Here is a 20,519-nt window from a genome sequence, read left to right as displayed (position 1 = left end):
AAAATTAAAATTTTAAAACCGAATATGTTATACAATATAAAATATAACAAACAAAAGGAAACAAAAATATAAAAAGATAAATTTATTGATAACTATCGATTATATTTATATTTAAATATAAAAGTATAATATGAGTGTATTTCATAATATAAAAGAATGGAGTAACATTACAATTATTATAATTGGAAAGATATTATTTTTTACAATATTATTATTGTTTATAGAATTTTCTTTTAGTAAAGTTGTACGTTTTATAGGAAGTAAAATTGTAAATTTTACAAATTTTGTATGGGATGATGTTTTATATGAACATAAGGTTTTTGATAGTTTTTCTCATTTTTTCTCATGGTCAATTGGATATATTTTAATAAAACCATGTTTTAAAAATTATTATGTAATAATTTTTTATTTAGAAAAAATATTTGATATATTATTCGTTCTAATAAGTTTGCAATTTTTGATAAGAATAATTAATTCTATAATTAGAATTGCTACTAGTGAAAATAGTCATCATACTTTAGCTATACGTTCTTTTTCACAGTTATTGAAAATAATATCAATTATATTTTGTATTTTAGTTATAATTGCTATTTTAACAAAAAATGATCTAGTTAGTGTTTTAACAAGTTTAGGTGCAATAACTGCTATTGTGATATTAGTATTTAGAGATATTATACTTGGATTTGTTTCTGGTGTACAGATGGCATCTACAAAAATGATTAAAGTTGGGGACTGGATTGGAATAAAGAAATATAATATAGAAGGAACTGTTTTGGAAATTGATTTAAGTTCTGCAAAAATAGAAAATTTTGATAAAACCATAACAAGTATTCCTACTTATGATCTAGTTTCAACTGCTGTAACTAATTTTGAAGTAATGCGTCAGAAAAACATACGAAGAATTAAAAGATCAATATTATTTAATATACAATCTTTTCATTTTTGTAATTCTGAAAAACTAAAAAAATTAAAACATATTTACCTAATTAAAAACTATATTAATAAAAAACAACAAGAAGAAAATGTAGAGTATAATATGAATCTTAATGGAAAAAGATTAACAAATATTGGTTTATTTCGTAAATATGCATTAGAATATTTACATAAACATCCAAATATTTCTCAAACAGAAACTTTAATGGTTAGACATTTGGAACCTACTCCTTATGGTTTACCTGTAGAATTATACTGTTTTGCAAAAACTTCTGAATCTATTAATTATGAAGAAATACAAGCAAATGTATTTGATCATTTACTAACAGCAGCAAAAGAATTCAATTTAGAAGTTTCCCAAGTTTTTGCTAAAAAAGAATTAAAATGGTAAAATTAAGTATTAATTTAAATAAAATTGCAAATTTTATAACTTAAATAAGTGGCCAGATTTTTTACAAAAAATTGCTAATAATGTTTATATATTTTTAGTAAATTGGTTTACAATTAATTATAGGCCTTATAAATATGTAATTACATATCAAGTTACTTTAGTACAATTATGAATATAATGCTATTACTTATTCTTATGGATTTAATCTAAAATATTATTTTTATTTTATATTTATAAATATAATATAAAATGTAAAGGAAAAGTGAGGATAAGTGATAAGTATTCTACAGGATATGGTAATAAAACGTTTATTATAAATATTTATATAAAAAAAAATGTAAAAAAATTAGCAAGTAAATACAATTAAAGAAAATTCCTATACTTGCTGAAGTAACAATAGTTTATTAATTGATTACTGATGTTTTATCTTTATACATGAGTTTAGAAAATATAATTAAAAGTTTTTTAAAAAAAATATAGTTGGGATTGGCATGTAAAAATATATAGATTTATGATATTATATTCTAAAATATTAGGATCAGGTTCTCCTGTTTTAGTTCTTCACGGATTATTTGGAAATGGTGATAACTGGAATTTTTTTGCGAGAAAATATTCTAACTATTACCAAATTCATTTATTAGATATTAGAAATCATGGTAAAAGTCCTTTTTCAGAAAAAATGAGTTTGGATATTATGTCAGAAGATATATTAAATTACATAAATTATTATAAATTACAGAATCCCATATTATTAGGGCATTCAATTGGGGGAAAAATTATTATGAAGTTTTCTGTTAAATTTCCTTATATACCTAAAAAAATTATTGTTGTAGATATTTCACCTATATATCATAAAAATAATAATAATAAAGAATTAATATCTATTTTAAAAAAAGTTGATTTTGATATTATTAAAACTAGAAAAGATTTAGATGCTTTTTTAAAGTTGTACATTTCTGATGTTAGAACTAGATTATTTATTTCTAAATCTACTGGTAAAAAAGAAAATGGAAAATTGTATTTTAAATTTTTTTTATTTGGTATTGATAATAATTATGATGATATAATTTATGAAGAAATAAAAAAAGGAACATACAATGGGCCAACTATTTTCATACGTGGAGAATATTCTAGATACCTTATTCTTGAAGATTATTGTAATATAAAAAAAATATTTCCAAAAGCAAAAATTTCTACAATAAAAAAATCTAATCATTGTATACATGTAGAAAACCCAATAGATTTTTATAAAGAAATAAACTTATTTTTGAAAAATAAAAAATAAAAACTTATAAATATGAAAAAAATACAAAATAATAAAACATAATTTTATGATTTTTGATTTTAATATTATTAAAAAACTTTATTATAATTTTGAATATAGGATTAATAAAATTAGATCTTATATTCATTATCCAATGACTTATTCAGAAAAAATTTTATATTCTCATCTTTTCAAAATTAGTGCTTTAGGGTTATATAATCTCAGTAATAGAAAAAGTGGAAGAAATAGATATTATATGGATTTTGTTCCAGATCGTATTGCAATGCAAGATGCTACGGCTCAAATGAGTTTATTACAATTTATGCAAACAAAAAAAACAAAATCTGTTATACCCAGTACAATACATTGTGATCATTTAATATATGCCGAAAATGGTAATGATATAGATTTATTAAATTCAATTAAAGTAAATAAAGAAATTTATGATTTTTTAAAATCAGCATCAAATAAATATGGAATAGGGTTTTGGGGGCCTGGTTCAGGAATTATTCATCAAGTAATTTTAGAAAATTATGCATTTCCTGGAGGAATGATTATAGGAACTGATTCACATACTCCAAATGCTGGAGGTTTAGGAATGTTAGCTATTGGAATAGGTGGTTCTGATGCAGCAGAGGTAATGTCTGGACATTTCTTTGAATTAAAACTTCCTAAAATAATTGGAGTTAACTTAAAAGGAAAAATGAGTGGGTGGACAACTCCAAAAGATGTAATATTAAAATTATCTGGAATACTGGGAGTTATGGGTGGAAATAATTCTATTATAGAATACTTTGGAGAAGGAGCTAATAGTATTCCATGTACAGGAAAATCAACTATATGCAATATGGGTGCAGAAGTAGGTGCTACTACATCATTGTTCCCTTATGATGTTCAAATGAAAAATTACTTAGACAATAATGGAAGAAAAGAAATATCTATTATGTCTGATAATATTAAAAATTCTCTTAGAGCAGATCCGGAAATTTATGAAAACCCACAAGATTATTATGATAAGGTAATTACAATAGATTTATCTAAATTAGAACCCTATATTAACGGACCTTTTTCCCCTGATAAAGCTATTCCTATATCAAAAGTAAAAGAAAAATTTATAAAATATGGTTGGCCAACTAAAATAGAAGTTGGATTAATTGGCTCTTGTACTAATTCTTCTTATGAAGATTTATCTAAATCTATATCAATAATTATACAAGCAAAAAAAAAGAAATTAAAAATCAATTCTGAATATTTAATTACTCCTGGTTCTAAAAAGGTTTTATATTTACTACAAAAAAAAGGTATTTTTTCAAATTTTTTGGATGTTGGGGGTAAAATATTATCTAATGCTTGTGGCCCTTGTATAGGTCAATGGAATAGAAAAATGAATATAAACAAAAAAAATACTATTATTCATTCTTTTAATAGAAATTTTTCAGCTAGAAATGATGGAAATCCAAAAACACATGCATTTATAGCATCTCCAGAAATTGTAACTGCTTTGGTGTTTTCCGGTAATATAACTTTTGATCCTAGAAAAGATTCATTAAAAAATGAAGAAGGAAAATATGTTAAATTTGATCCACCAAATTTAATAAAATTTCCTAATATTGAAAATATTGAACCAATAAAACTTGGATATTATTATCCATCAAAAATTGAAAAAAAATTATCTGTAATAATAAATAAAAAATCAGAAAGATTACAGATTTTAAAGTCATTTTCTCCGTGGAATGAAAAAGATTTGTATAATGCAATACTTTTGATAAAGGTTAAAGGAAAATGTACTACAGATCATATATCTATGGCTGGGCCTTGGTTGAGATATAGAGGCCATCTTGAAAAGATTTCAGAAAATTTACTAATAAGAGCTGTTAATGCATTTAACGAAAAAACTAATAATATAAAAAATGTTATAACAGGTCATTATGATACAGTATATAAAATAGCAAAATTTTATAAATCCAAAAATAAACATACTGTTATTGTAGGAGAAAATAATTATGGCGAAGGATCATCTAGAGAACATGCTGCTATGGAACCAAGATTTTTAGGAGTTTGTGTAGTCCTTGTTAAATCATTTTCTAGAATACATGAAACTAATTTAAAGAAACAAGGTATTTTAGCATTAACTTTTGTAAATCCAAGTGATTATGACAAAATTCAGGAAGAAGATTTTTTCAATTTTTATATAAAAGATATTCATCCAAATAAAAATATTATAGTTGATATTATTCATAAAAATGAAAAAAAAGAAAAAATAACAGTAAAACATTCTTATAGTGAAAGACAGATTAAGTGGTTTAAAGCTGGATCTTCTTTAAATTATATTAAAATTTATAAAAATCATAAAAAAAATATATGAAAATTATAAAAGGACTTATTTTATTAATTGTAATATTTTATAATAAGGGGATATCACCTTGGATAGGAAAATATTGTAGGTTTGTTCCATCTTGTTCGGAATATATTATGATATCTATAAAAAAATTGAATCTTTCTAAAGCTTTTTTTATGATTTTTAAAAGAATTATTAAATGTCATCCTTTTGGAAAATCAGGATACGATCCTATATAATAATATAATAACATAAAATAAATTATAAAAAATGTTATCATACATTGTTATTAATTGGAATCCTATTCAAAAATTAAAATTATGGGATGGATTTTATGTTCATATTTACAGTTTAATGTTTATAATTTCTTTTTTAATAGGATGGTACATAATGTTATTTTTTTTTTCTAAAGATAAAATAGATAAAAATTGTTTGTATACGTTATTTAGATATACTTTTTTTGGGACAATTTTAGGTGCAAGATTAGGCCAAATATTTTTTTATGATTTTACATATTTTTCTGATCATTGGATTGAAGCTATTCTTCCTATTAAAGAAAATAAAAATTATTATTTATTAGGATTTATAAAAGGATATGAATTTGTTGGGTATAGAGGTTTATCAAGTCATGGAGCTACTATTGGAATACTATTATCTAATTTAATTTATAGTAAAAATAAAAAAATATCTTTTTTTTGGTTATGTGATCGATTATCTATAGCTATTGCAATAGCTTCAGTTTTAATTAGATTAGGAAATTTTTTTAACTCTGAGGTAATTGGAATTCCATGTGATCCTACATTACCATGGGCCGTAAATTTTATTAAAATTAGTTCAGAATATGGAGATATTATACCTAGACATCCTACTCAAATATATGAATCTATAAGTTATTTAATAATTTTTTTATCTCTTATATTTTTATATAAAAAGAAAAAAAATTACAAAGGATATTTATTTGGTGTTTTTTTTATTTTAGTTTGGGGAACTCGTTTTTTATTAGAATTTGTAAAAGAACCTCAATATAATGAATTTATTCATATATCATTTTTTAATACTGGACAATTACTTAGTATTCCTTTTATAATATTTGGATTTTTTATTTTTTATTTATCAAATAAAAAAAAAACTATTATTAACAATGAAAATAATAAATAAGTTTATTATTTTTTTTTTTATTCTTATTTTTTTCTTCTGAAAGAAAAGAAAATTTTCCATATAAAATAGTTGATATAGGTAATATATTGGAAATTTATTTTATTAAACATGGAGAATTATATATGAGAAATAATAATATTATAATAAAAAAAATAGATATAGAATTTGCTAAAGAAGAAATAGAAAAAAAGAATGGACTTAAATATAGGTCTTTTTTAAAGTATAATAGAGGGTTGTTGTTTATATTCAACAATAAAAAGGAAATTAGAACAGTAAATATGGAAAATATGAGATTTCCTATTGATATTATTTATATAGATAAATTTAATACTGTAATTGGAATATACAAAAATGCTACTCCTATGAGGAAAATAAACGTAGAAAATTTAATTAAATTTAATGATATTAAATATGTATTAGAAGTAAATTCAGGAATGTCTGATAAATGGAAAATTAAAGAAGGATTAACAAAAATAAGTTATATTTTAAAAAATAATTAAAATATAATAAGTAATCATGTATTATTATTAATTTAAATTTATAATAAATTAAAGTTTAAAATATTATGATTTTTATATCTGATAAAGCTAGAAACAAATTAATTGATCTTATGCAAGAAGAAGGCCTGTTAAAAACAAGTTATTTTGTTAGAGTTGGAGTAAAAGATGGTGGATGTTCAGGAATGTCTTATGAGATTAAATTTGATAAAAATAAAAACAAAGAAGATAAAATGTTTCAATATAAAGAAGTAAAAATATTAATAGATAAAAATAGTATTCCTTATTTAGAAGGAATAACTTTGGAATATTCAGGTGGATTAAATGGGAGAGGATTTTACTTTGAAAATCCTAATGCTAAACGAACTTGTGGATGTGGAAAAAGTTTTTCTTTGTAAAAAAAAATGAAAAAAACAAATAATAAAAAAATATTAGAAAAATTTATAAGTTCTGAATATAAATATGGGTTTACAACAAAATTAGAATCAGATAAAATACCAGCTGGATTAGATGAAAAAGTAATTAGACAAATAACGGAAAAAAAAAATGAACCAAAATGGATGTTAGAATGGAGATTGGAATCATATAAAATATGGAAAGAAATGAAACCTCCAAAATGGGCAAATATAAAATATAAAATACCAATATTTAAAGAAATAAGTTATTATTCTTCACCCAAAAAAAAAATAAATTTAAATAAATTAGAATCTTCAGATTTTGAATTGATAAATACTTTTAAAAAACTTGGAGTTTCAATAAAAGAAGAAGAAATTTTATCAGAAACTGCTACAGATATAGTATTAGATTCTACATCATTAATTACTACATTTCAAAAAAAGTTAGAAGAAAAAGGGATCATATTCTGTTCTATGAATGATGCTTTAATAAAATATCCAGATATTATAAGAAAATATCTAGGGTCAGTAGTTCCTAAAACAGATAATTTTTATGCAGCTTTAAATTCTGCTGTTTTTTCTGATGGATCTTTTTGTTATATTCCAAAAGGAGTCAGATGTCCTATGGAATTATCTACATATTTTAGAATTAATGAAAGTGGAATTGGTCAGTTTGAAAGAACTTTGATAATTGCAGATGAATATTCTTATGTTAGTTATTTAGAAGGATGTACGGCTCCACAAAGAAAAGAAAATCAATTACATGCAGCTGTAGTAGAACTAATAGCATTGGAAAATTCTGAAATTAAATATTCTACTGTTCAAAATTGGTTTCCGGGAAGTAAAACAGGAGTAGGTGGCGTTTTTAATTTTGTTACTAAACGAGGTATTTGTTATAAAAAAGCAAAAGTATCTTGGATACAAGTTGAAACAGGATCAGCAATAACATGGAAATATCCATCTTGTATTTTAAAGGGAAATGAATCTATTGGAGAATTTTATTCATTATCCTTAACTAAAGATTACCAACAAGCAGATACAGGAACTAAAATGATACATATAGGAGAAAAAACAAAAAGTATTGTTATATCAAAAGGAATATCTTCTGGAAAATCTCAAAATAGTTACAGAGGTTTAGTTAAAATTATTCCTACAGCAAAAAATTCAAGAAATTTTTCTCAATGTGATTCTTTATTAATTGGAAATAATTGTGGAGCTCATACATTTCCACATATATACGTATGTAATTCTACTGCTAAAGTAGAACATGAGGCTACAACATCAAAAATTGGTGAAAATCAAATTTTTTATTGTAATCAAAGAGGTATTGATATTGAAAAATCTATTTCATTAATTGTTAATGGATTTAGTATTGAAATATTAAAAAAACTTCCAATGGAATTTGCCGTAGAAGCTCAAAAACTTTTGGAAATTTCATTAGAAGGATCTGTTGGATAATAGTTTTATAATAATTTTAATAAAAAAATATTATTATGTTATTGAAAATAAAAAATTTACATGCTTCTATAAATGGGAAAAAAGTTTTGAAAGGAATTAATTTGGAAATTAAATTAGGAGAAATTCATGTAATAATGGGTCCTAATGCTTCTGGAAAAAGTACATTAGCATCCATAATAGCTGGAAGAGAAGAATATGAAATAAACGAAGGAAATATAAATTTTTTTAATGAAAATTTGATAAATATTTCTCCAGAAAAACGTGCACATTTAGGGATATTTTTATCTTTTCAAAATCCAACAGAAATACCAGGAGTTACTATAATAAATTTTATTAAAACAGCTATAAATTCAATTCGTGAAAATAGAAATATGAACAAAATGACTGCTAAAGATATTCTTGAAAAAGCAAATAATATTTCTTTTTTATTAAATCTTAAAAAAGATTTTATTTATAGATCTTTAAATCACGGATTTTCCGGAGGAGAGAAAAAAAAAAATGAAATTTTTCAAATGATGATGTTAAAACCCATTTTATCTATATTAGATGAGGTAGATTCAGGATTAGATGTAGATGCTTTACGTATAATTTCTAAAGGAATTAACAACTTTAAAAACAAAAAAAATTCTATTTTAATTATAACTCATTATAAAAGATTATTAGATTACATTATATCTGATTATATAATACATATTTTATATGATGGAAAAATAATTAAATCTGGAAATAAAGATTTAGCAGAAAAATTGGAAAAAGAGGGTTATGATTGGATAAAAGAAATGAAATAAGAAATGCATTTAAAAAATAAAATAAATTTTTTTATATCAAAAATTAGTTCTTCTATAAAAAAAGAAAAATCATATATATCATACTTACAAAAAAAACATATTAATTTTTTTAAAAAAAAAGGATTAAATATTAATTACATTTCAAATAAAGATAAATTAATTGGTAATACAAAAGATATTAATTCAATTTTTAATGAAGAAAATTACACTATTATTAATAATGATAGTAAATATGCTAAAAAGATAAAATATGATAAAATAAAAAAATTTTTTATTGAAAAAAAGAAAAATGCTTTTTTACTTTTATTTATAGATGGAAAATACAATACTACATTTTTTGAGGAAAAAAATAGATATCCAATTATATTATCAAATATAATATCACAAAAAGAGGAAAAAATAAAAAAATATTATGGAAAATTATCATATTCATATGATATATTTTATAGTTTAAATACTATTTTTTCAAAAGACGGTGGTTACATAAATATACCAGATAATATTATTTTAAAAAATCCTATAGAAATATTACATATTATTACTAAAAATGTTAAGTCTAGAGTAATGTTAAATATTAGGAGCTTAATTGTAGTTGGAAAAAATTCTGATGTTCAAATTATTGAACATTATAAATGTATGGGTAAAAATTCTGTTTTTATTAATTCCGTAAACGAAATATATTCTTTAGATAAAAGTAAAATTAAGTATTATAAAATACAAGATTGTTTAAAAAAAACTTCAATTATAGACAATACATTTCTAAAACAAAAAAAAGATAGTAAATGTACTGTTTATACTTTTTCTTATAAAGGAAATATTATAAAAAATAATTTAAATTTTTATTCTTGTGGAGAAAGATCTTATTCTTATTTATATGGAATATCTCTATTGTCAGAAGAACAATATTTAAATCAATGTACATTAATTAATCATTTATTTTCAAATTCATATAGTTATCAATTGTATAAGAGTATTTTATCGGAAAAATCAAGTGTTTTTTTTAATGGAAAAATAATTGTTAAAAAATTTATTAGTGGAGTAAATGCATTTCAAAAAAGTAATAATATCTTATTATCAAATTCTTCTAGAGCGTATGCTAATCCACAATTAAAAATTTTTTCTAAAAATGTAAAATGTTCTCATGGATGTACGATAGGTAATATTAAAGAATATGAATTATTCTACTTAAGATCAAGAGGAATTTCGGAAAAAGAAAGTAAGAAAATGATACTGTTATCTTTTTTAAAAAAATTACTATCTACTATAGATAATATTGAATTAAGGACTTTTTTTAATAAAAAGGTAAATAAAAAAATAGAAAAACTTTTATAAAAAAAAATATGTTTTCGGAAAGAAAAATACAAGAAATTAGAAATCAATTTCCAATTTTAAAAGAAAAAATATATTCTAATCCATTAGTTTACATTGATAATGCAGCTACTACTCAAAACCCATTAAAAGTTATAAAAGCATATAAGTATTATTATACTAAAATTAATTCTAATGTACATAGAGGCTCTCATTTTTTGAGTATAAAAGCAACTACAAAAATGGAAAATGTAAGAAAAAAAATTAGAAACTTTATTAATGCAAAATATACTTCAGAAATTTTGTTTACAAAAGGAACTACAGAGTCAATTAATTTAGTAGCTTCTAGTATTAGTTTTATGATAAAAAAAGGAGATGAAATTATTATTTCTTGTGCAGAACATCATTCAAATATAGTCCCTTGGCAAGTTCTTTGCAATAAAAAAGAAGCTATATTGAAAATTATTCCTATTAATGAAAATGGAAAACTTAAAATAGAAGATTTTGAATTACTAATTTCGTACAAAACAAAAATAGTTTCTATTAGTCATGTATCTAATATTTTAGGAATAATTAATCCTATTAAATATATAATAGATAAATCTCATGAATATGGTTCATACGTTTTGATTGATGGGGCTCAAGCAATATCTAATATTGATTTAGATATGCAATATTTAGATGTAGATTTTTATGTATTTTCTGCTCATAAAATGTATGGGCCAACTGGAATAGGTGTATTATATGGGAAAAAGAGTATCTTAAATAAGATTAATCCTTATCAATTTGGAGGTGAAATGATTAAAAATGTAAGTTTAAAAAAAACAACTTATTCTGAAATACCGTTTAAATTCGAAGCAGGAACTCCGAATATAGTGGGAATTATTGTATGGGGAAAAGCAATAGAATTTGTAGAAGATATAGGAATTTCAAATATAAAATCGTATAAGGAAAAACTTTCTAAATATTTTATAAAAAGGTTAAATTCAATAAATGAAAATGAAATTGAATTATATGGAAAAACAAAAAATTTATCCAAAAAATTAAGTATTTTTTCATTTAATTTAAAAAAATTTCATTGTTTTGATGTAGGATCAATACTAGATCGTTTAGGAATTGCTGTACGTACAGGTCATTTATGTGCTCAACCTCTAATGAAATTTTTCAATGTTTCAGGAATGATACGTGCAAGTTTCTCTATATATAACACTATTAAAGAAATAGATTATTTATTTGATAGTCTTTTAAAAGTGAAAAAAATTTTGAAAAATTAAATATATTACTTATGATTTCTTATGTTATTGCTAATATACAAGGGTTGCAATTTAAACTATTTGAAAATAAATATGTTTTTGTTCCTCATCTACCATTTGACTTAGGAAAAAAAATATTATTAAATAAAATTTTGTTTTTTTATAAGAAAGGAATTATCCATATAGGGACTCCTTTTTTAGAAAAAATAAATGTAAATATTGAAGTTTTACAACATATAAAAGGAAAAAAAATTATTGTTTTTAAGAAAAAAAGAAGAAAAGGTTACAAAGTTAAAAATGGATTTAGACCTATTTTTTCAAAGATTAAAGTAATTTCTTTCTCAGAAAAAAAATAAAGTAAAAAAGTATAAATAAATATGGCTCATAAAAAAGGTTCAGGAAGTTCTAGAAATGGGAGAGATTCGATAGGAAAAAGATTAGGAATAAAAGTATACGGTAATCATAACATAAAAAATGGACATATAATAGTTCGTCAAAGAGGAACCAAATTTCTTCCAGGAAGAAATGTAAAAATGGGTAAAGATCATACTTTATATGCTATAAAAGATGGATTAGTATATTTTAAAAAAATAAAAAAAAATAAGTCTGTTATATCTATAATTAATAAAACTGGGTAGTTTAATTAGGATAGAACAACAGTTTCCTAAACTGTAAGTTGTGGGTTCGAATCCCACCTCAGTTACTATGGTCCCAGCTGGATTTGAACCAGCGACCCCCTGATTATGAGTCAGGTGCTCTAACCAACTGAGCTATGGGACCAATAAAAAAATTATTTTAATACAATTTTACAACATTATTTTTCCTATTACAAATTTTTTATCACTTTTTTTTTATTAAATATTTAAACTAAATATATAAAATATGATAATTTTTAAGACAGAGAAATTATATTCTATATTTTATACAGAGATAGCTGAAATTATAAATGAAAATATTAAAAATTTTTTTGATAATAAAAATCATGAAGACTTTATAGTTACTTTAATAAAAATTAAAATTAGTTATGATATGAATAGTATTATAGCCTATATAAATATTTATCCATTTTTTGATGAAAAAATAATGCATTACCTAAATTCTAAATCTAAGTTTTACAGAAAATTACTGTCTAAAAGACTTAGATATCGTGTAAAAAAAATACCAAAATTATTTTTTATTTTTCGTGAAACTATTGATTATTAATATTAATTTTATATTGTTTTATAAATAATATTTTTTTAATGCTTCAGATGCTTCTACATTATAAAATATACTTTTAGCTTCTTTTTCAAAATCTTTAGTATTAGGAAATCTATTTGAATAATGTCCTAATAATAATTTTTTTGCTTTAGCTTTTTTTGCTATAATTGCTGCGTGAGTAGCAGTAGAATGCCCAGTATTTATTGCTCTTTCTTCTTCTATTTTTAGAAAAGTTGACTCATGATATAATAAATCAACATATTTTATATGTTCTGTTATAGGTAAATGATATGATGTATCTGAACAAAAAGCATAAGAAAATATTTTTGGGGGATCAAATGTTAATTTATTATTAGGGATAATTTTACCTTCATTTGTTATTAAGTCTTTTCCTAATTTTAAATTTATGTAATCTTTTATTTTAACACACGAAATTTTATTTATTTCTTTCATATTTAATTTCCTTTCATTTGGTTTTTCTTTGAAAATAAACCCATTGGTATAAATTCGGTGTTTTAATGGTATAGAAAATACTTCTATTTTATCGTTATTTATTATTTTTTCTAATTTTTCAGATTCTAATTCAAAGTAAAATATTGAATATTTTATTTTAGTATAAGACCACTTAAAGTGAATATTTATAATTTCTTTTAAACCTTTTGGAGCATAAATATATATAGATTTTTCTCTTCCTAACAAATGAAAAGTTGATAATAAACCTATTAATCCAAAATAGTGATCTCCATGTAAATGAGAAATAAATATATGAATAATTTTATTGAATTTTATGTTTGCTTTCCTTAATTGCATTTGTGTCCCTTCTCCACAATCAATAAGGAAACAAAACCCTTTTATTTCTAATATTTGAGCAGTAGGATGGAATTTATCAGTAGGTATAGAGGAATGACATCCCAAAATTGTTAACGAAGGTTTATCCATTACTTTACTTATGTTAATTGTTTTCTTTTTTTCATAAGAAAAAAAGTTCCTGATATCAATGTTATAATTCCTAAAATAAAAATAGACCAATAATTAGAATTTATTTTTTCTGGAATATTTATTTCATATTTCATAAAAAGTATCATTGTAAATAATGCAAATCCATTATTAAAAACATGTAATAATATACAATTTATTATAGAAGAAGTAATGTAATAAACAAAACCTATCAAATTACCTATAAAAAATCCTCCTATAAATTGCCATGGATTCATATGGGTTATTCCAAATAAAAAAGAAGAAAATAATATAGCTTTTAATGGATGTATATTATTTTTCAACATTCCATTTAAAATAATTCCTCTAAATAAAATTTCTTCACATATAGGAGCTAATAAAACTGTAGTTGAAAAAAAAGGAATTGGATTTTTTATTTCTTCTTTTAAAAATTCTTCAATTTCTTTATACATATTTCCTAATAGTGGGCCTTCTCTAGGAATTAGAGAAGTGAATAATTCATTTACTATAATTATTCCTAACATCATAAAAAAAAGTAGAATATAAATATACCATGGTGACATTTTCATAGAAAAATTTATGACAAAATTCTTTTTCCTTGCTCTGTAAGAAATTAAAAGAAACAAAAAAATAAAAGGAAATGCATATGATACAGAAAACATCATTTTTTCAGGAAAATTAATAAAAATTAATAATTTTCTAAAAATTATATTTAAAAAATTTATTAAAGAAAATCCTATTATCAATAGTACAGATTCTACATAATTTATTTTAAAATAATTCTTCATAATAAATATTAAAAATTCTTTTTTATATTAAAAACCATATATAATATATTAAATATTAATATAATTGTAAATAATAAATAATAATAAATATATAATAATAATATTACATATTCTTTTTTAGTTTAGTAATTTTAAAAATTATATTTTATATTTAATTCTAATATAAACATCAAAAATAAAATTACAAAATCTTTATATTTATCATGTTTTTTTTTGATATTGAATCTATGTTTAATAATTATGATACATTTATAGAAAAAGATATAAATGTATCTAATATATTCAGATATTCTGAATTAATAAAAATATTAGAAAAATATAGAAATTTTTGTTCTATTTCTAAAATAGGAATGTCTACAAATAAAAGAAAAATTTTCAAAATGCAGTGGGGTATTGGAAAAATAAAAATATTTATCTGGTCACAAATGCATGGAAATGAAACAACTGGAACAAAATCTATGTTTGATATTTTTAATTTCTTTTTAAAAAAAGAAAATGATAAAATAGTAAAGTTTATGAAAAAAAAATTAACTATTTTATTTATTCCTATGTTAAATCCTGATGGATCTGAATTTTTTAAAAGAAGAAATGCAGTAAACATTGATTTAAATAGAGATGCAATTAAATTACAATCAATAGAAATGCAAATTTTATTTAAAGAAATTCGTAAAGAAAATCCTTATATTTTATTTAACTTACATGATCAAAGGAGTGTTTTTAATGTAGATAATAAACGTTTTAATCCAGCAATTTTATCTTTTTTATCTCCAGCTATAGACAGAAAAAATACAAATACTATTAGTAGAATAATTTCTATGGGAGTTATAAGTGGAATAGTAAATAAAATAAAAAAATTAATACCAAGTATTGGAGGAATTGGAAGATATTCTGATGAATATTATCCAACTGCAACTGGGGATAACTTACAAAAATTAGGGTATTCTTGTATTCTTTTAGAAGCTGGGAACTATCCTGGTGATATTAAAAAAAATGTAGTTAGAAAATACAATGCAATTTCTATATTTTCAGGTTTTTATTTTTTATCTACTAATGAAGAAAATAAAATTAAGGAATGTTATAGACAATATTTTACTATAAAAAAAAATAAAAGCATATTACTAGATAAAATATATAGAAAAGTTAAAATACAAAAAAATGATAATACATTTTTAGTAGATATAGGATTAATGAAAATAGAAAAATTCGATATAGAAAAAAAAAATATTAATTCTGTATTAAAAATAGTTGATATAGGAGACCTATCTCAATTTTTTTCTTATCAAGAAATAATATCTAAAAATAATAAATTTTATGGAAAAAATGGTAGAAATTATCCTAAAATAGGAGAAATAGAATTTTTTGAATTTAAAGTTAAATAAAAATATTTTTTTATATTATTTTTTGTGATTATAAATAGACAATTTTTTTCTTCCTTTTCTTCTTCTTCTAGATATTATTATCCTACCTTTTTTTGTATTCATTCGTTTCATAAATCCATGTACATTAACTTTTTTTCTATTGGATGGTTGATATGTCCGTTTCATATTTTAATGAAATTTATTTATAATAATTTACGAAATTATAATTTTTTTTGATTAGTATTAATTTTATTTTTAAAAATAATTATAAAATTGATTAATACATTTTTATTTTGAATAAATTCAAAAAATTAAACAATAATATAAAATATTTAGTAGTTTAATTAAATTAAAAAATTAATTATAGGTATTAAATATTATAATTACTAATAATTACTTATGAGTGTGAATAATCTAATATATTTAGTTCAAAATTCAATTATTATATAATTTTTAAAAAGTATAATATGAAAATAGATATTCCTGAATTTAATCTGGAAACAGAACCAATTTTTGATATAAAAGATATTATGAAAATTTTACCTCATAAACCTCCATTTTTATTAGTAGATAAAATAATCTATTTATCAGATAATCAAGCAATTGGAATAAAAAATGTTACAATAAACGAATTTTTTTTTACTGGACATTTTCCAAAAAACCCTGTAATGCCTGGAGTATTACAAATAGAAGCTATTGCACAAGTAGGTGGAATACTTGTTTTGAGTAAATTTAAAAATCCAATAGGATATTCTGCTTATTTTATTAAAATAGATAAAGTAAGATTTAAGAGAAAAGTTATACCTGGAGATATAATAATATTTCAAGTACATTTGTTAGAAAAAATAAAAAGAGGTATTGTTCATATACAAGGAAATGGATATGTAAATAATAAACTTGCAGTAGTAGCAGAAGTTGTGGCGAAGATATTCAAAAATAATAAATAAAAAAATATCTTATAAATAAAATGAGCATTTTAATTAATAAAAATACAAAAGTTATTGTTCAAGGATTAACAGGAAAAGAAGGGTTTTTTCATACAGAACAAATGATAAATTACGGAACTAAAATAGTAGGAGGAGTAACTCCAGGAAAAGGTGGATCTACTTGCTTAGGAGTTCCTATTTTTAATACTGTTGAAGATGCTGTATACAATACAGGAGCAAATGTTAGTGTAATTTTTGTTCCTAATAATTTTGTTTTTGATGCAATATTGGAGTCTATATATACAGAATTAAAAATAATTGTTTGTATTACTGAAGGGTTACCAGTATCGGATATGATGTTAATAAAATCTTTTATAAAAAATAAAAAATCTCGTATAATAGGTCCAAATTGTCCTGGTATTATTTCTCCAGAACAATCTAAAGTTGGAATAATGCCAAATTCTGTTTTTAAAAAGCGAGGAAATATAGGTATCTTATCAAGATCTGGGACATTAACTTATGAAGCAGCTGATCAAATCATAAAAATGGGTTATGGGATATCTACTGCTGTTGGAATAGGTGGAGATGCTATTTTAGGATCAGATATGAAAGAAATTGTAAAATTATTTTTTAATGATTCTGAAACAGAATGTATTGTAATGATTGGAGAAATAGGTGGACAATTAGAAATTGAAGTAGTAAAATGGATCAATACGTTGAAATATGACAAAAAAAAACCTATTATTAGTTTCATAGCTGGACAAACTGCACCTAAAGGAAAAACCATGGGACATGCTGGAGCTATTATAAACAAAAATATAGAAACTGCACAAGAAAAAATGGAGATAATGAAAAATAATGGAATACATGTAGTAAAATCACCGGATAACATAGGATTAGTAGTCAGTAAATTATTTAATAAAAAATAGTAAATTTATATTGTATTTTAATAATAATAATGGAAAAATTTTTAATAGTTGGATTAGGAAATCATGGTGTTATTTATAAAAAAACTAGACATAATCTAGGATTTTTAGTACTGGATAAAATTTCTGATAAATATTCTTTTTTTTTTAAAAAAAAAGAATTAGGTTTTATTTCAAAATTTAATTATTTAAATAATATAATTTTTTTTTTAAAACCTACTACTTATGTTAACAATAGTGGAAAATCTGTTAAATATTGGATGATTAAAAAAAATATTCCTATAAAAAACATTCTTATAATTTCAGATGATATTTACCTTAAATTTGGATTAATACGTTTAAGGGGGAAGGGAAGTAGTGGCGGTCATAATGGATTAAAAAATATAGAGGAAGAAATTAAAAATTCTAGTTATGCACGTCTTCGTATTGGAATTAAAAATAATTTTATTGATAACAATAACAAGAGAAATAAAGATTATGTATTAGAAAATTGGAAAAAAGAAGAATTTGGTATTTTATTTTACAAACTAGAAACAAGTATAAAAGTTATATTTTCTTTTGTCATTAATGGATTACAAAAAACTATGAATTTATTTAACGGAAAATAGTTATTTTTTTATAACTATAACCTTGTAGTTTAATATTTTGGATAGAATATAGGCTTCCGAATCCTATGGGTATGGGTTCGAATCCCATCAAGGTTATTTACTTTTTTTATTTATAATCATTTTTTTGTTATGAGTTGTAATTATATTCGTAATTTCTGTATTATTGCACATATAGATCATGGAAAAAGTACACTGGCTGATCGTTTATTAGAACATACTAATACAATATACAAAAGTGATAAAAATCAGTTATTAGATGATATGGAACTAGAAAGAGAACGTGGAATAACTATTAAGAGTCATGCTGTACAAATGGAATATAAATACAAAAATAAAGTATATATTCTTAATTTGATAGATACTCCTGGCCATGTTGATTTTTCATCTGAAGTATCTAGATCTATTACCTCTTGCGAAGGGGCCTTACTTGTTGTAGATTGTACAAAAGGTATACAAGCACAAACTGTATCTAACTTATCTTTAGCATTAAAAAAAAATCTTGTAATTATTCCGGTATTAAATAAAATAGATTTATCTCATTATGATTCTACTTATGAAAAAGCAATAGATGATATTATAAAATTAGTAAAATGTAAAAAGGAAGATATTTTACATGTTAGTTCTAAAAATGGAATAGGTGTAAAAAATGTTTTAGATAATATTGTTTTAAAAATTCCTCATCCAAATGGAGATAAAAAAGCATCGTTACAAGCTTTTATTTTCGATTCTTTATATAATCCATTTACTGGTGTTGAATTACTTTTTAGAATAAAAAATGGTAATATGCGAAAAGGACAAAAATTAAAATTTATGTCCACAGGTAAAATATTTTATGCTTATGAAATAGGTATTTTAAAATTAAAACGTATTCCTAAAAACATGGTAAGTGTAGGAGATGTTGGATATGTTATATCTGGAATAAAGAATATATCTGAAGTTAAAGTAGGTGATACAATAACAGATGCAATACATCCAGCTATAAAATCTAAAGATGAATTTGAAGAAATAAAACCTATGGTATTTGCAAGTATTTTTCCAATTAATTCTGATAAATACGAAGACCTTAAATCTTCTATAGAAAAACTACAGTTGAATGATGCTGCTTTTTCTTTTAAATCACAGTTTTCTACGGCCCTAGGATCTGGATTCCACTGTGGGTTTTTAGGAATACTTCATATGGAAATTATTAAAGATCGTTTAGAAAGAGAGTATGGAATAAAAGTTTTAATTACCATTCCCAATGTTTTATATAAAGTTTTTACTAAAGATAATAAAGTAATTTTGGTAAAAAATCCTTCTGAATTTCCTGATATAGAGAAATTTAATAAAGTAGAAGAACCATATGTTTTAATTACAATTATTGTTGAAGAAATGGATATAGGAAAAATAATTTCTTTATGTATTGGAAAACGTGGAACTATAATTGATAATAAATATTATTTAACTTCAAAAAAAATTAAAGTATCATTCGAAATTCCTTTATCTGAAATTATATTTGATTTTTACGATAAATTGAAAACAATATCAAAAGGATATGCTACTTTTGATTATATTTTTATTGGATATAGAAATTCTGATTTGAAAAAAATAACTGTATTAGTTAATCATGAAAAAGTAGAATCTTTATCAATATTATCCCATAAAAGTAAAGCAATTTTTTTAGCAAAAAAAGTATGTAAAGATTTATCAATGGTAATTCCAAAACATCAATTTAGTATTCCTGTTCAAGTTTCTGTATCTGGTAGAATTGTAGCTAGAGAAACTATAAAACCTTTTAGAAAAAATGTTATTGGTAAATGTTATGGTGGAGATATTTCCAGAAAAAAAAAATTGATAGAAAAACAAAAGAAAGGAAAAAAAAGAATGAAAAAAATTGGTAAAGTAGAAATTCCGTCATCTGCTTTTATAGCATTTTTAAAAGTTAAGAGTTAACTTTAGTATGTAAATTAAATTTCATTAAAAAAATTTAAAAA

The 20,519-nt window shown here is 22.3% G+C and carries 22 protein-coding genes and 3 tRNA genes; 21 read left to right on the top strand and 4 right to left on the bottom strand.

Annotated features, from left to right (window positions below; translation table 11 throughout):
* Positions 1-130 precede the first annotated feature (130 nt).
* The 14 genes from H0H76_RS02870 to H0H76_RS02805 all read left to right on the top strand — a co-directional run bounded on the left by H0H76_RS02870 (position 131) and on the right by H0H76_RS02805 (position 12,486).
* Complete coding sequence (locus H0H76_RS02870; RefSeq protein ID WP_185855515.1) at positions 131-1,324, top strand: mechanosensitive ion channel family protein; 1,194 nt, start codon at positions 131-133, stop codon at positions 1,322-1,324.
* Positions 1,325-1,835: 511 nt separating this feature from the next.
* Positions 1,836-2,609 carry an alpha/beta fold hydrolase gene (locus H0H76_RS02865; RefSeq protein WP_185855514.1) on the top strand — a complete coding sequence of 258 codons (774 nt, stop codon included), beginning with the start codon at positions 1,836-1,838 and terminating at the stop codon, positions 2,607-2,609.
* A 46-nt stretch (positions 2,610-2,655) separates the two neighbouring features.
* A complete protein-coding gene (locus H0H76_RS02860) occupies positions 2,656-4,953 on the top strand; it encodes an aconitate hydratase (RefSeq protein ID WP_185855513.1) in 2,298 nt (765 codons plus the stop codon).
* Positions 4,950-5,165, top strand: coding sequence for a membrane protein insertion efficiency factor YidD (gene yidD, locus H0H76_RS02855; protein ID WP_185855512.1), 216 nt, complete (start codon positions 4,950-4,952; stop codon positions 5,163-5,165). The genes H0H76_RS02860 and yidD overlap by 4 nt, the downstream gene beginning before the upstream one ends.
* A 31-nt stretch (positions 5,166-5,196) precedes the next feature.
* Positions 5,197-6,084, top strand: coding sequence for a prolipoprotein diacylglyceryl transferase (lgt, locus tag H0H76_RS02850; RefSeq protein WP_185855511.1), 888 nt, complete (start codon positions 5,197-5,199; stop codon positions 6,082-6,084).
* Between the two features lie 122 nt (positions 6,085-6,206).
* Positions 6,207-6,584, top strand: a complete 378-nt coding sequence (locus tag H0H76_RS02845) for a DUF192 domain-containing protein (protein ID WP_238783879.1) — start codon at positions 6,207-6,209, stop codon at positions 6,582-6,584.
* Between the two features lie 65 nt (positions 6,585-6,649).
* Positions 6,650-6,979: a HesB/IscA family protein gene (locus H0H76_RS02840; protein ID WP_185855510.1), complete on the top strand. Its 330-nt coding sequence runs from the start codon at positions 6,650-6,652 to the stop codon at positions 6,977-6,979.
* Between the two features lie 6 nt (positions 6,980-6,985).
* Positions 6,986-8,434: a Fe-S cluster assembly protein SufB gene (gene sufB, locus H0H76_RS02835; protein ID WP_185855509.1), complete on the top strand. Its 1,449-nt coding sequence runs from the start codon at positions 6,986-6,988 to the stop codon at positions 8,432-8,434.
* Between the two features lie 35 nt (positions 8,435-8,469).
* The gene (sufC, locus tag H0H76_RS02830; protein WP_185855508.1) at positions 8,470-9,222 is read left to right on the top strand and encodes a Fe-S cluster assembly ATPase SufC; all 753 of its coding nucleotides are present in this window, start codon (positions 8,470-8,472) and stop codon (positions 9,220-9,222) included.
* Between the two features lie 3 nt (positions 9,223-9,225).
* A complete protein-coding gene (locus tag H0H76_RS02825; protein ID WP_185855507.1) occupies positions 9,226-10,554 on the top strand; it encodes a SufB/SufD family protein in 1,329 nt (442 codons plus the stop codon).
* 8 nt (positions 10,555-10,562) lie between these two features.
* A complete protein-coding gene (locus tag H0H76_RS02820; protein ID WP_185855506.1) occupies positions 10,563-11,804 on the top strand; it encodes a SufS family cysteine desulfurase in 1,242 nt (413 codons plus the stop codon).
* Positions 11,805-11,815: 11 nt separating this feature from the next.
* Positions 11,816-12,139: a 50S ribosomal protein L21 gene (rplU, locus tag H0H76_RS02815; RefSeq protein WP_238783878.1), complete on the top strand. Its 324-nt coding sequence runs from the start codon at positions 11,816-11,818 to the stop codon at positions 12,137-12,139.
* A 21-nt stretch (positions 12,140-12,160) separates the two neighbouring features.
* The gene (gene rpmA / locus H0H76_RS02810; RefSeq protein ID WP_185855505.1) at positions 12,161-12,421 is read left to right on the top strand and encodes a 50S ribosomal protein L27; all 261 of its coding nucleotides are present in this window, start codon (positions 12,161-12,163) and stop codon (positions 12,419-12,421) included.
* Positions 12,412-12,486: transfer RNA gene (locus H0H76_RS02805), tRNA-Arg, on the top strand. Before rpmA ends, H0H76_RS02805 begins: the two co-directional genes overlap by 10 nt.
* Before the next feature lie 3 nt (positions 12,487-12,489).
* Here the strand turns inward: H0H76_RS02805 and H0H76_RS02800 are convergent.
* Positions 12,490-12,563: transfer RNA gene (locus tag H0H76_RS02800), tRNA-Ile, on the bottom strand.
* Positions 12,564-12,665: 102 nt separating this feature from the next.
* On the opposite strand from H0H76_RS02800, the gene H0H76_RS02795 reads away from it, so the two are divergent.
* Positions 12,666-12,986: a ribosome-binding factor A gene (locus H0H76_RS02795; protein ID WP_185855504.1), complete on the top strand. Its 321-nt coding sequence runs from the start codon at positions 12,666-12,668 to the stop codon at positions 12,984-12,986.
* An 18-nt stretch (positions 12,987-13,004) separates the two neighbouring features.
* On the opposite strand, the gene H0H76_RS02790 is transcribed toward H0H76_RS02795, so the two are convergent.
* Together H0H76_RS02790 and H0H76_RS02785 are read right to left on the bottom strand one after the other, a co-directional pair.
* Complete coding sequence (locus H0H76_RS02790; RefSeq protein ID WP_185855503.1) at positions 13,005-13,922, bottom strand: ribonuclease Z; 918 nt, start codon at positions 13,920-13,922, stop codon at positions 13,005-13,007.
* A gap of 8 nt (positions 13,923-13,930) precedes the next feature.
* Entirely contained in the window at positions 13,931-14,728 is a 798-nt protein-coding gene (locus H0H76_RS02785; RefSeq protein WP_185855502.1) for a type II CAAX endopeptidase family protein, read from the bottom strand.
* A 203-nt stretch (positions 14,729-14,931) separates the two neighbouring features.
* Between H0H76_RS02785 and H0H76_RS02780 the strand changes: the two genes are divergently transcribed.
* Positions 14,932-16,107 (top strand): M14 family zinc carboxypeptidase, encoded by a 1,176-nt coding sequence (locus tag H0H76_RS02780; protein WP_185855501.1) that lies wholly within the window; start codon positions 14,932-14,934, stop codon positions 16,105-16,107.
* A 15-nt stretch (positions 16,108-16,122) separates the two neighbouring features.
* Here H0H76_RS02780 and rpmH read toward each other — a convergent pair whose 3' ends face one another.
* Positions 16,123-16,272: a 50S ribosomal protein L34 gene (rpmH, locus tag H0H76_RS02775; protein WP_185855500.1), complete on the bottom strand. Its 150-nt coding sequence runs from the start codon at positions 16,270-16,272 to the stop codon at positions 16,123-16,125.
* Positions 16,273-16,553: 281 nt separating this feature from the next.
* Between rpmH and fabZ the strand changes: the two genes are divergently transcribed.
* The 5 genes from fabZ (at position 16,554) to lepA (ending at position 20,478) form a co-directional block, all read left to right on the top strand.
* Positions 16,554-17,033: a 3-hydroxyacyl-ACP dehydratase FabZ gene (gene fabZ / locus H0H76_RS02770; protein ID WP_185855499.1), complete on the top strand. Its 480-nt coding sequence runs from the start codon at positions 16,554-16,556 to the stop codon at positions 17,031-17,033.
* Positions 17,034-17,053: 20 nt separating this feature from the next.
* Positions 17,054-17,941, top strand: coding sequence for a succinate--CoA ligase subunit alpha (gene sucD, locus H0H76_RS02765; RefSeq protein ID WP_185855498.1), 888 nt, complete (start codon positions 17,054-17,056; stop codon positions 17,939-17,941).
* A 29-nt stretch (positions 17,942-17,970) separates the two neighbouring features.
* Entirely contained in the window at positions 17,971-18,546 is a 576-nt protein-coding gene (gene pth / locus H0H76_RS02760) for an aminoacyl-tRNA hydrolase (protein ID WP_185855497.1), read from the top strand.
* An 18-nt stretch (positions 18,547-18,564) separates the two neighbouring features.
* A tRNA-Arg gene (locus H0H76_RS02755) sits at positions 18,565-18,642 on the top strand.
* Positions 18,643-18,675: 33 nt separating this feature from the next.
* Positions 18,676-20,478: a translation elongation factor 4 gene (gene lepA, locus H0H76_RS02750; protein ID WP_185855496.1), complete on the top strand. Its 1,803-nt coding sequence runs from the start codon at positions 18,676-18,678 to the stop codon at positions 20,476-20,478.
* Positions 20,479-20,519 lie beyond the last annotated feature (41 nt).

The organism is Blattabacterium cuenoti (assembly GCF_014251275.1).
Classification (GTDB): Bacteria; Bacteroidota; Bacteroidia; order Flavobacteriales; family Blattabacteriaceae; genus Blattabacterium; species Blattabacterium cuenoti_AG.
Note: the sequence above shows the minus strand (reverse complement) of the source record. Positions and strands in the feature narration are given on the sequence as shown.

What these genes read in the sequence shown, in the direction of transcription:
- H0H76_RS02870 (WP_185855515.1), top strand. Translation starts at nt 131, where the DNA reads ATGAGTGTATTTCATAATATAAAAGAATGGAGTAACATTACAATTATT.
- H0H76_RS02865 (WP_185855514.1), top strand. Translation starts at nt 1,836, where the DNA reads ATGATATTATATTCTAAAATATTAGGATCAGGTTCTCCTGTTTTAGTT.
- H0H76_RS02860 (WP_185855513.1), top strand. Translation starts at nt 2,656, where the DNA reads ATGATTTTTGATTTTAATATTATTAAAAAACTTTATTATAATTTTGAA.
- yidD (WP_185855512.1), top strand. Translation starts at nt 4,950, where the DNA reads ATGAAAATTATAAAAGGACTTATTTTATTAATTGTAATATTTTATAAT.
- lgt (WP_185855511.1), top strand. Translation starts at nt 5,197, where the DNA reads ATGTTATCATACATTGTTATTAATTGGAATCCTATTCAAAAATTAAAA.
- H0H76_RS02845 (WP_238783879.1), top strand. Translation starts at nt 6,207, where the DNA reads ATGAGAAATAATAATATTATAATAAAAAAAATAGATATAGAATTTGCT.
- H0H76_RS02840 (WP_185855510.1), top strand. Translation starts at nt 6,650, where the DNA reads ATGATTTTTATATCTGATAAAGCTAGAAACAAATTAATTGATCTTATG.
- sufB (WP_185855509.1), top strand. Translation starts at nt 6,986, where the DNA reads ATGAAAAAAACAAATAATAAAAAAATATTAGAAAAATTTATAAGTTCT.
- sufC (WP_185855508.1), top strand. Translation starts at nt 8,470, where the DNA reads ATGTTATTGAAAATAAAAAATTTACATGCTTCTATAAATGGGAAAAAA.
- H0H76_RS02825 (WP_185855507.1), top strand. Translation starts at nt 9,226, where the DNA reads ATGCATTTAAAAAATAAAATAAATTTTTTTATATCAAAAATTAGTTCT.
- H0H76_RS02820 (WP_185855506.1), top strand. Translation starts at nt 10,563, where the DNA reads ATGTTTTCGGAAAGAAAAATACAAGAAATTAGAAATCAATTTCCAATT.
- rplU (WP_238783878.1), top strand. Translation starts at nt 11,816, where the DNA reads ATGATTTCTTATGTTATTGCTAATATACAAGGGTTGCAATTTAAACTA.
- rpmA (WP_185855505.1), top strand. Translation starts at nt 12,161, where the DNA reads ATGGCTCATAAAAAAGGTTCAGGAAGTTCTAGAAATGGGAGAGATTCG.
- H0H76_RS02795 (WP_185855504.1), top strand. Translation starts at nt 12,666, where the DNA reads ATGATAATTTTTAAGACAGAGAAATTATATTCTATATTTTATACAGAG.
- H0H76_RS02790 (WP_185855503.1), bottom strand. Translation starts at nt 13,922, where the DNA reads ATGGATAAACCTTCGTTAACAATTTTGGGATGTCATTCCTCTATACCT.
- H0H76_RS02785 (WP_185855502.1), bottom strand. Translation starts at nt 14,728, where the DNA reads ATGAAGAATTATTTTAAAATAAATTATGTAGAATCTGTACTATTGATA.
- H0H76_RS02780 (WP_185855501.1), top strand. Translation starts at nt 14,932, where the DNA reads ATGTTTTTTTTTGATATTGAATCTATGTTTAATAATTATGATACATTT.
- rpmH (WP_185855500.1), bottom strand. Translation starts at nt 16,272, where the DNA reads ATGAAACGGACATATCAACCATCCAATAGAAAAAAAGTTAATGTACAT.
- fabZ (WP_185855499.1), top strand. Translation starts at nt 16,554, where the DNA reads ATGAAAATAGATATTCCTGAATTTAATCTGGAAACAGAACCAATTTTT.
- sucD (WP_185855498.1), top strand. Translation starts at nt 17,054, where the DNA reads ATGAGCATTTTAATTAATAAAAATACAAAAGTTATTGTTCAAGGATTA.
- pth (WP_185855497.1), top strand. Translation starts at nt 17,971, where the DNA reads ATGGAAAAATTTTTAATAGTTGGATTAGGAAATCATGGTGTTATTTAT.
- lepA (WP_185855496.1), top strand. Translation starts at nt 18,676, where the DNA reads ATGAGTTGTAATTATATTCGTAATTTCTGTATTATTGCACATATAGAT.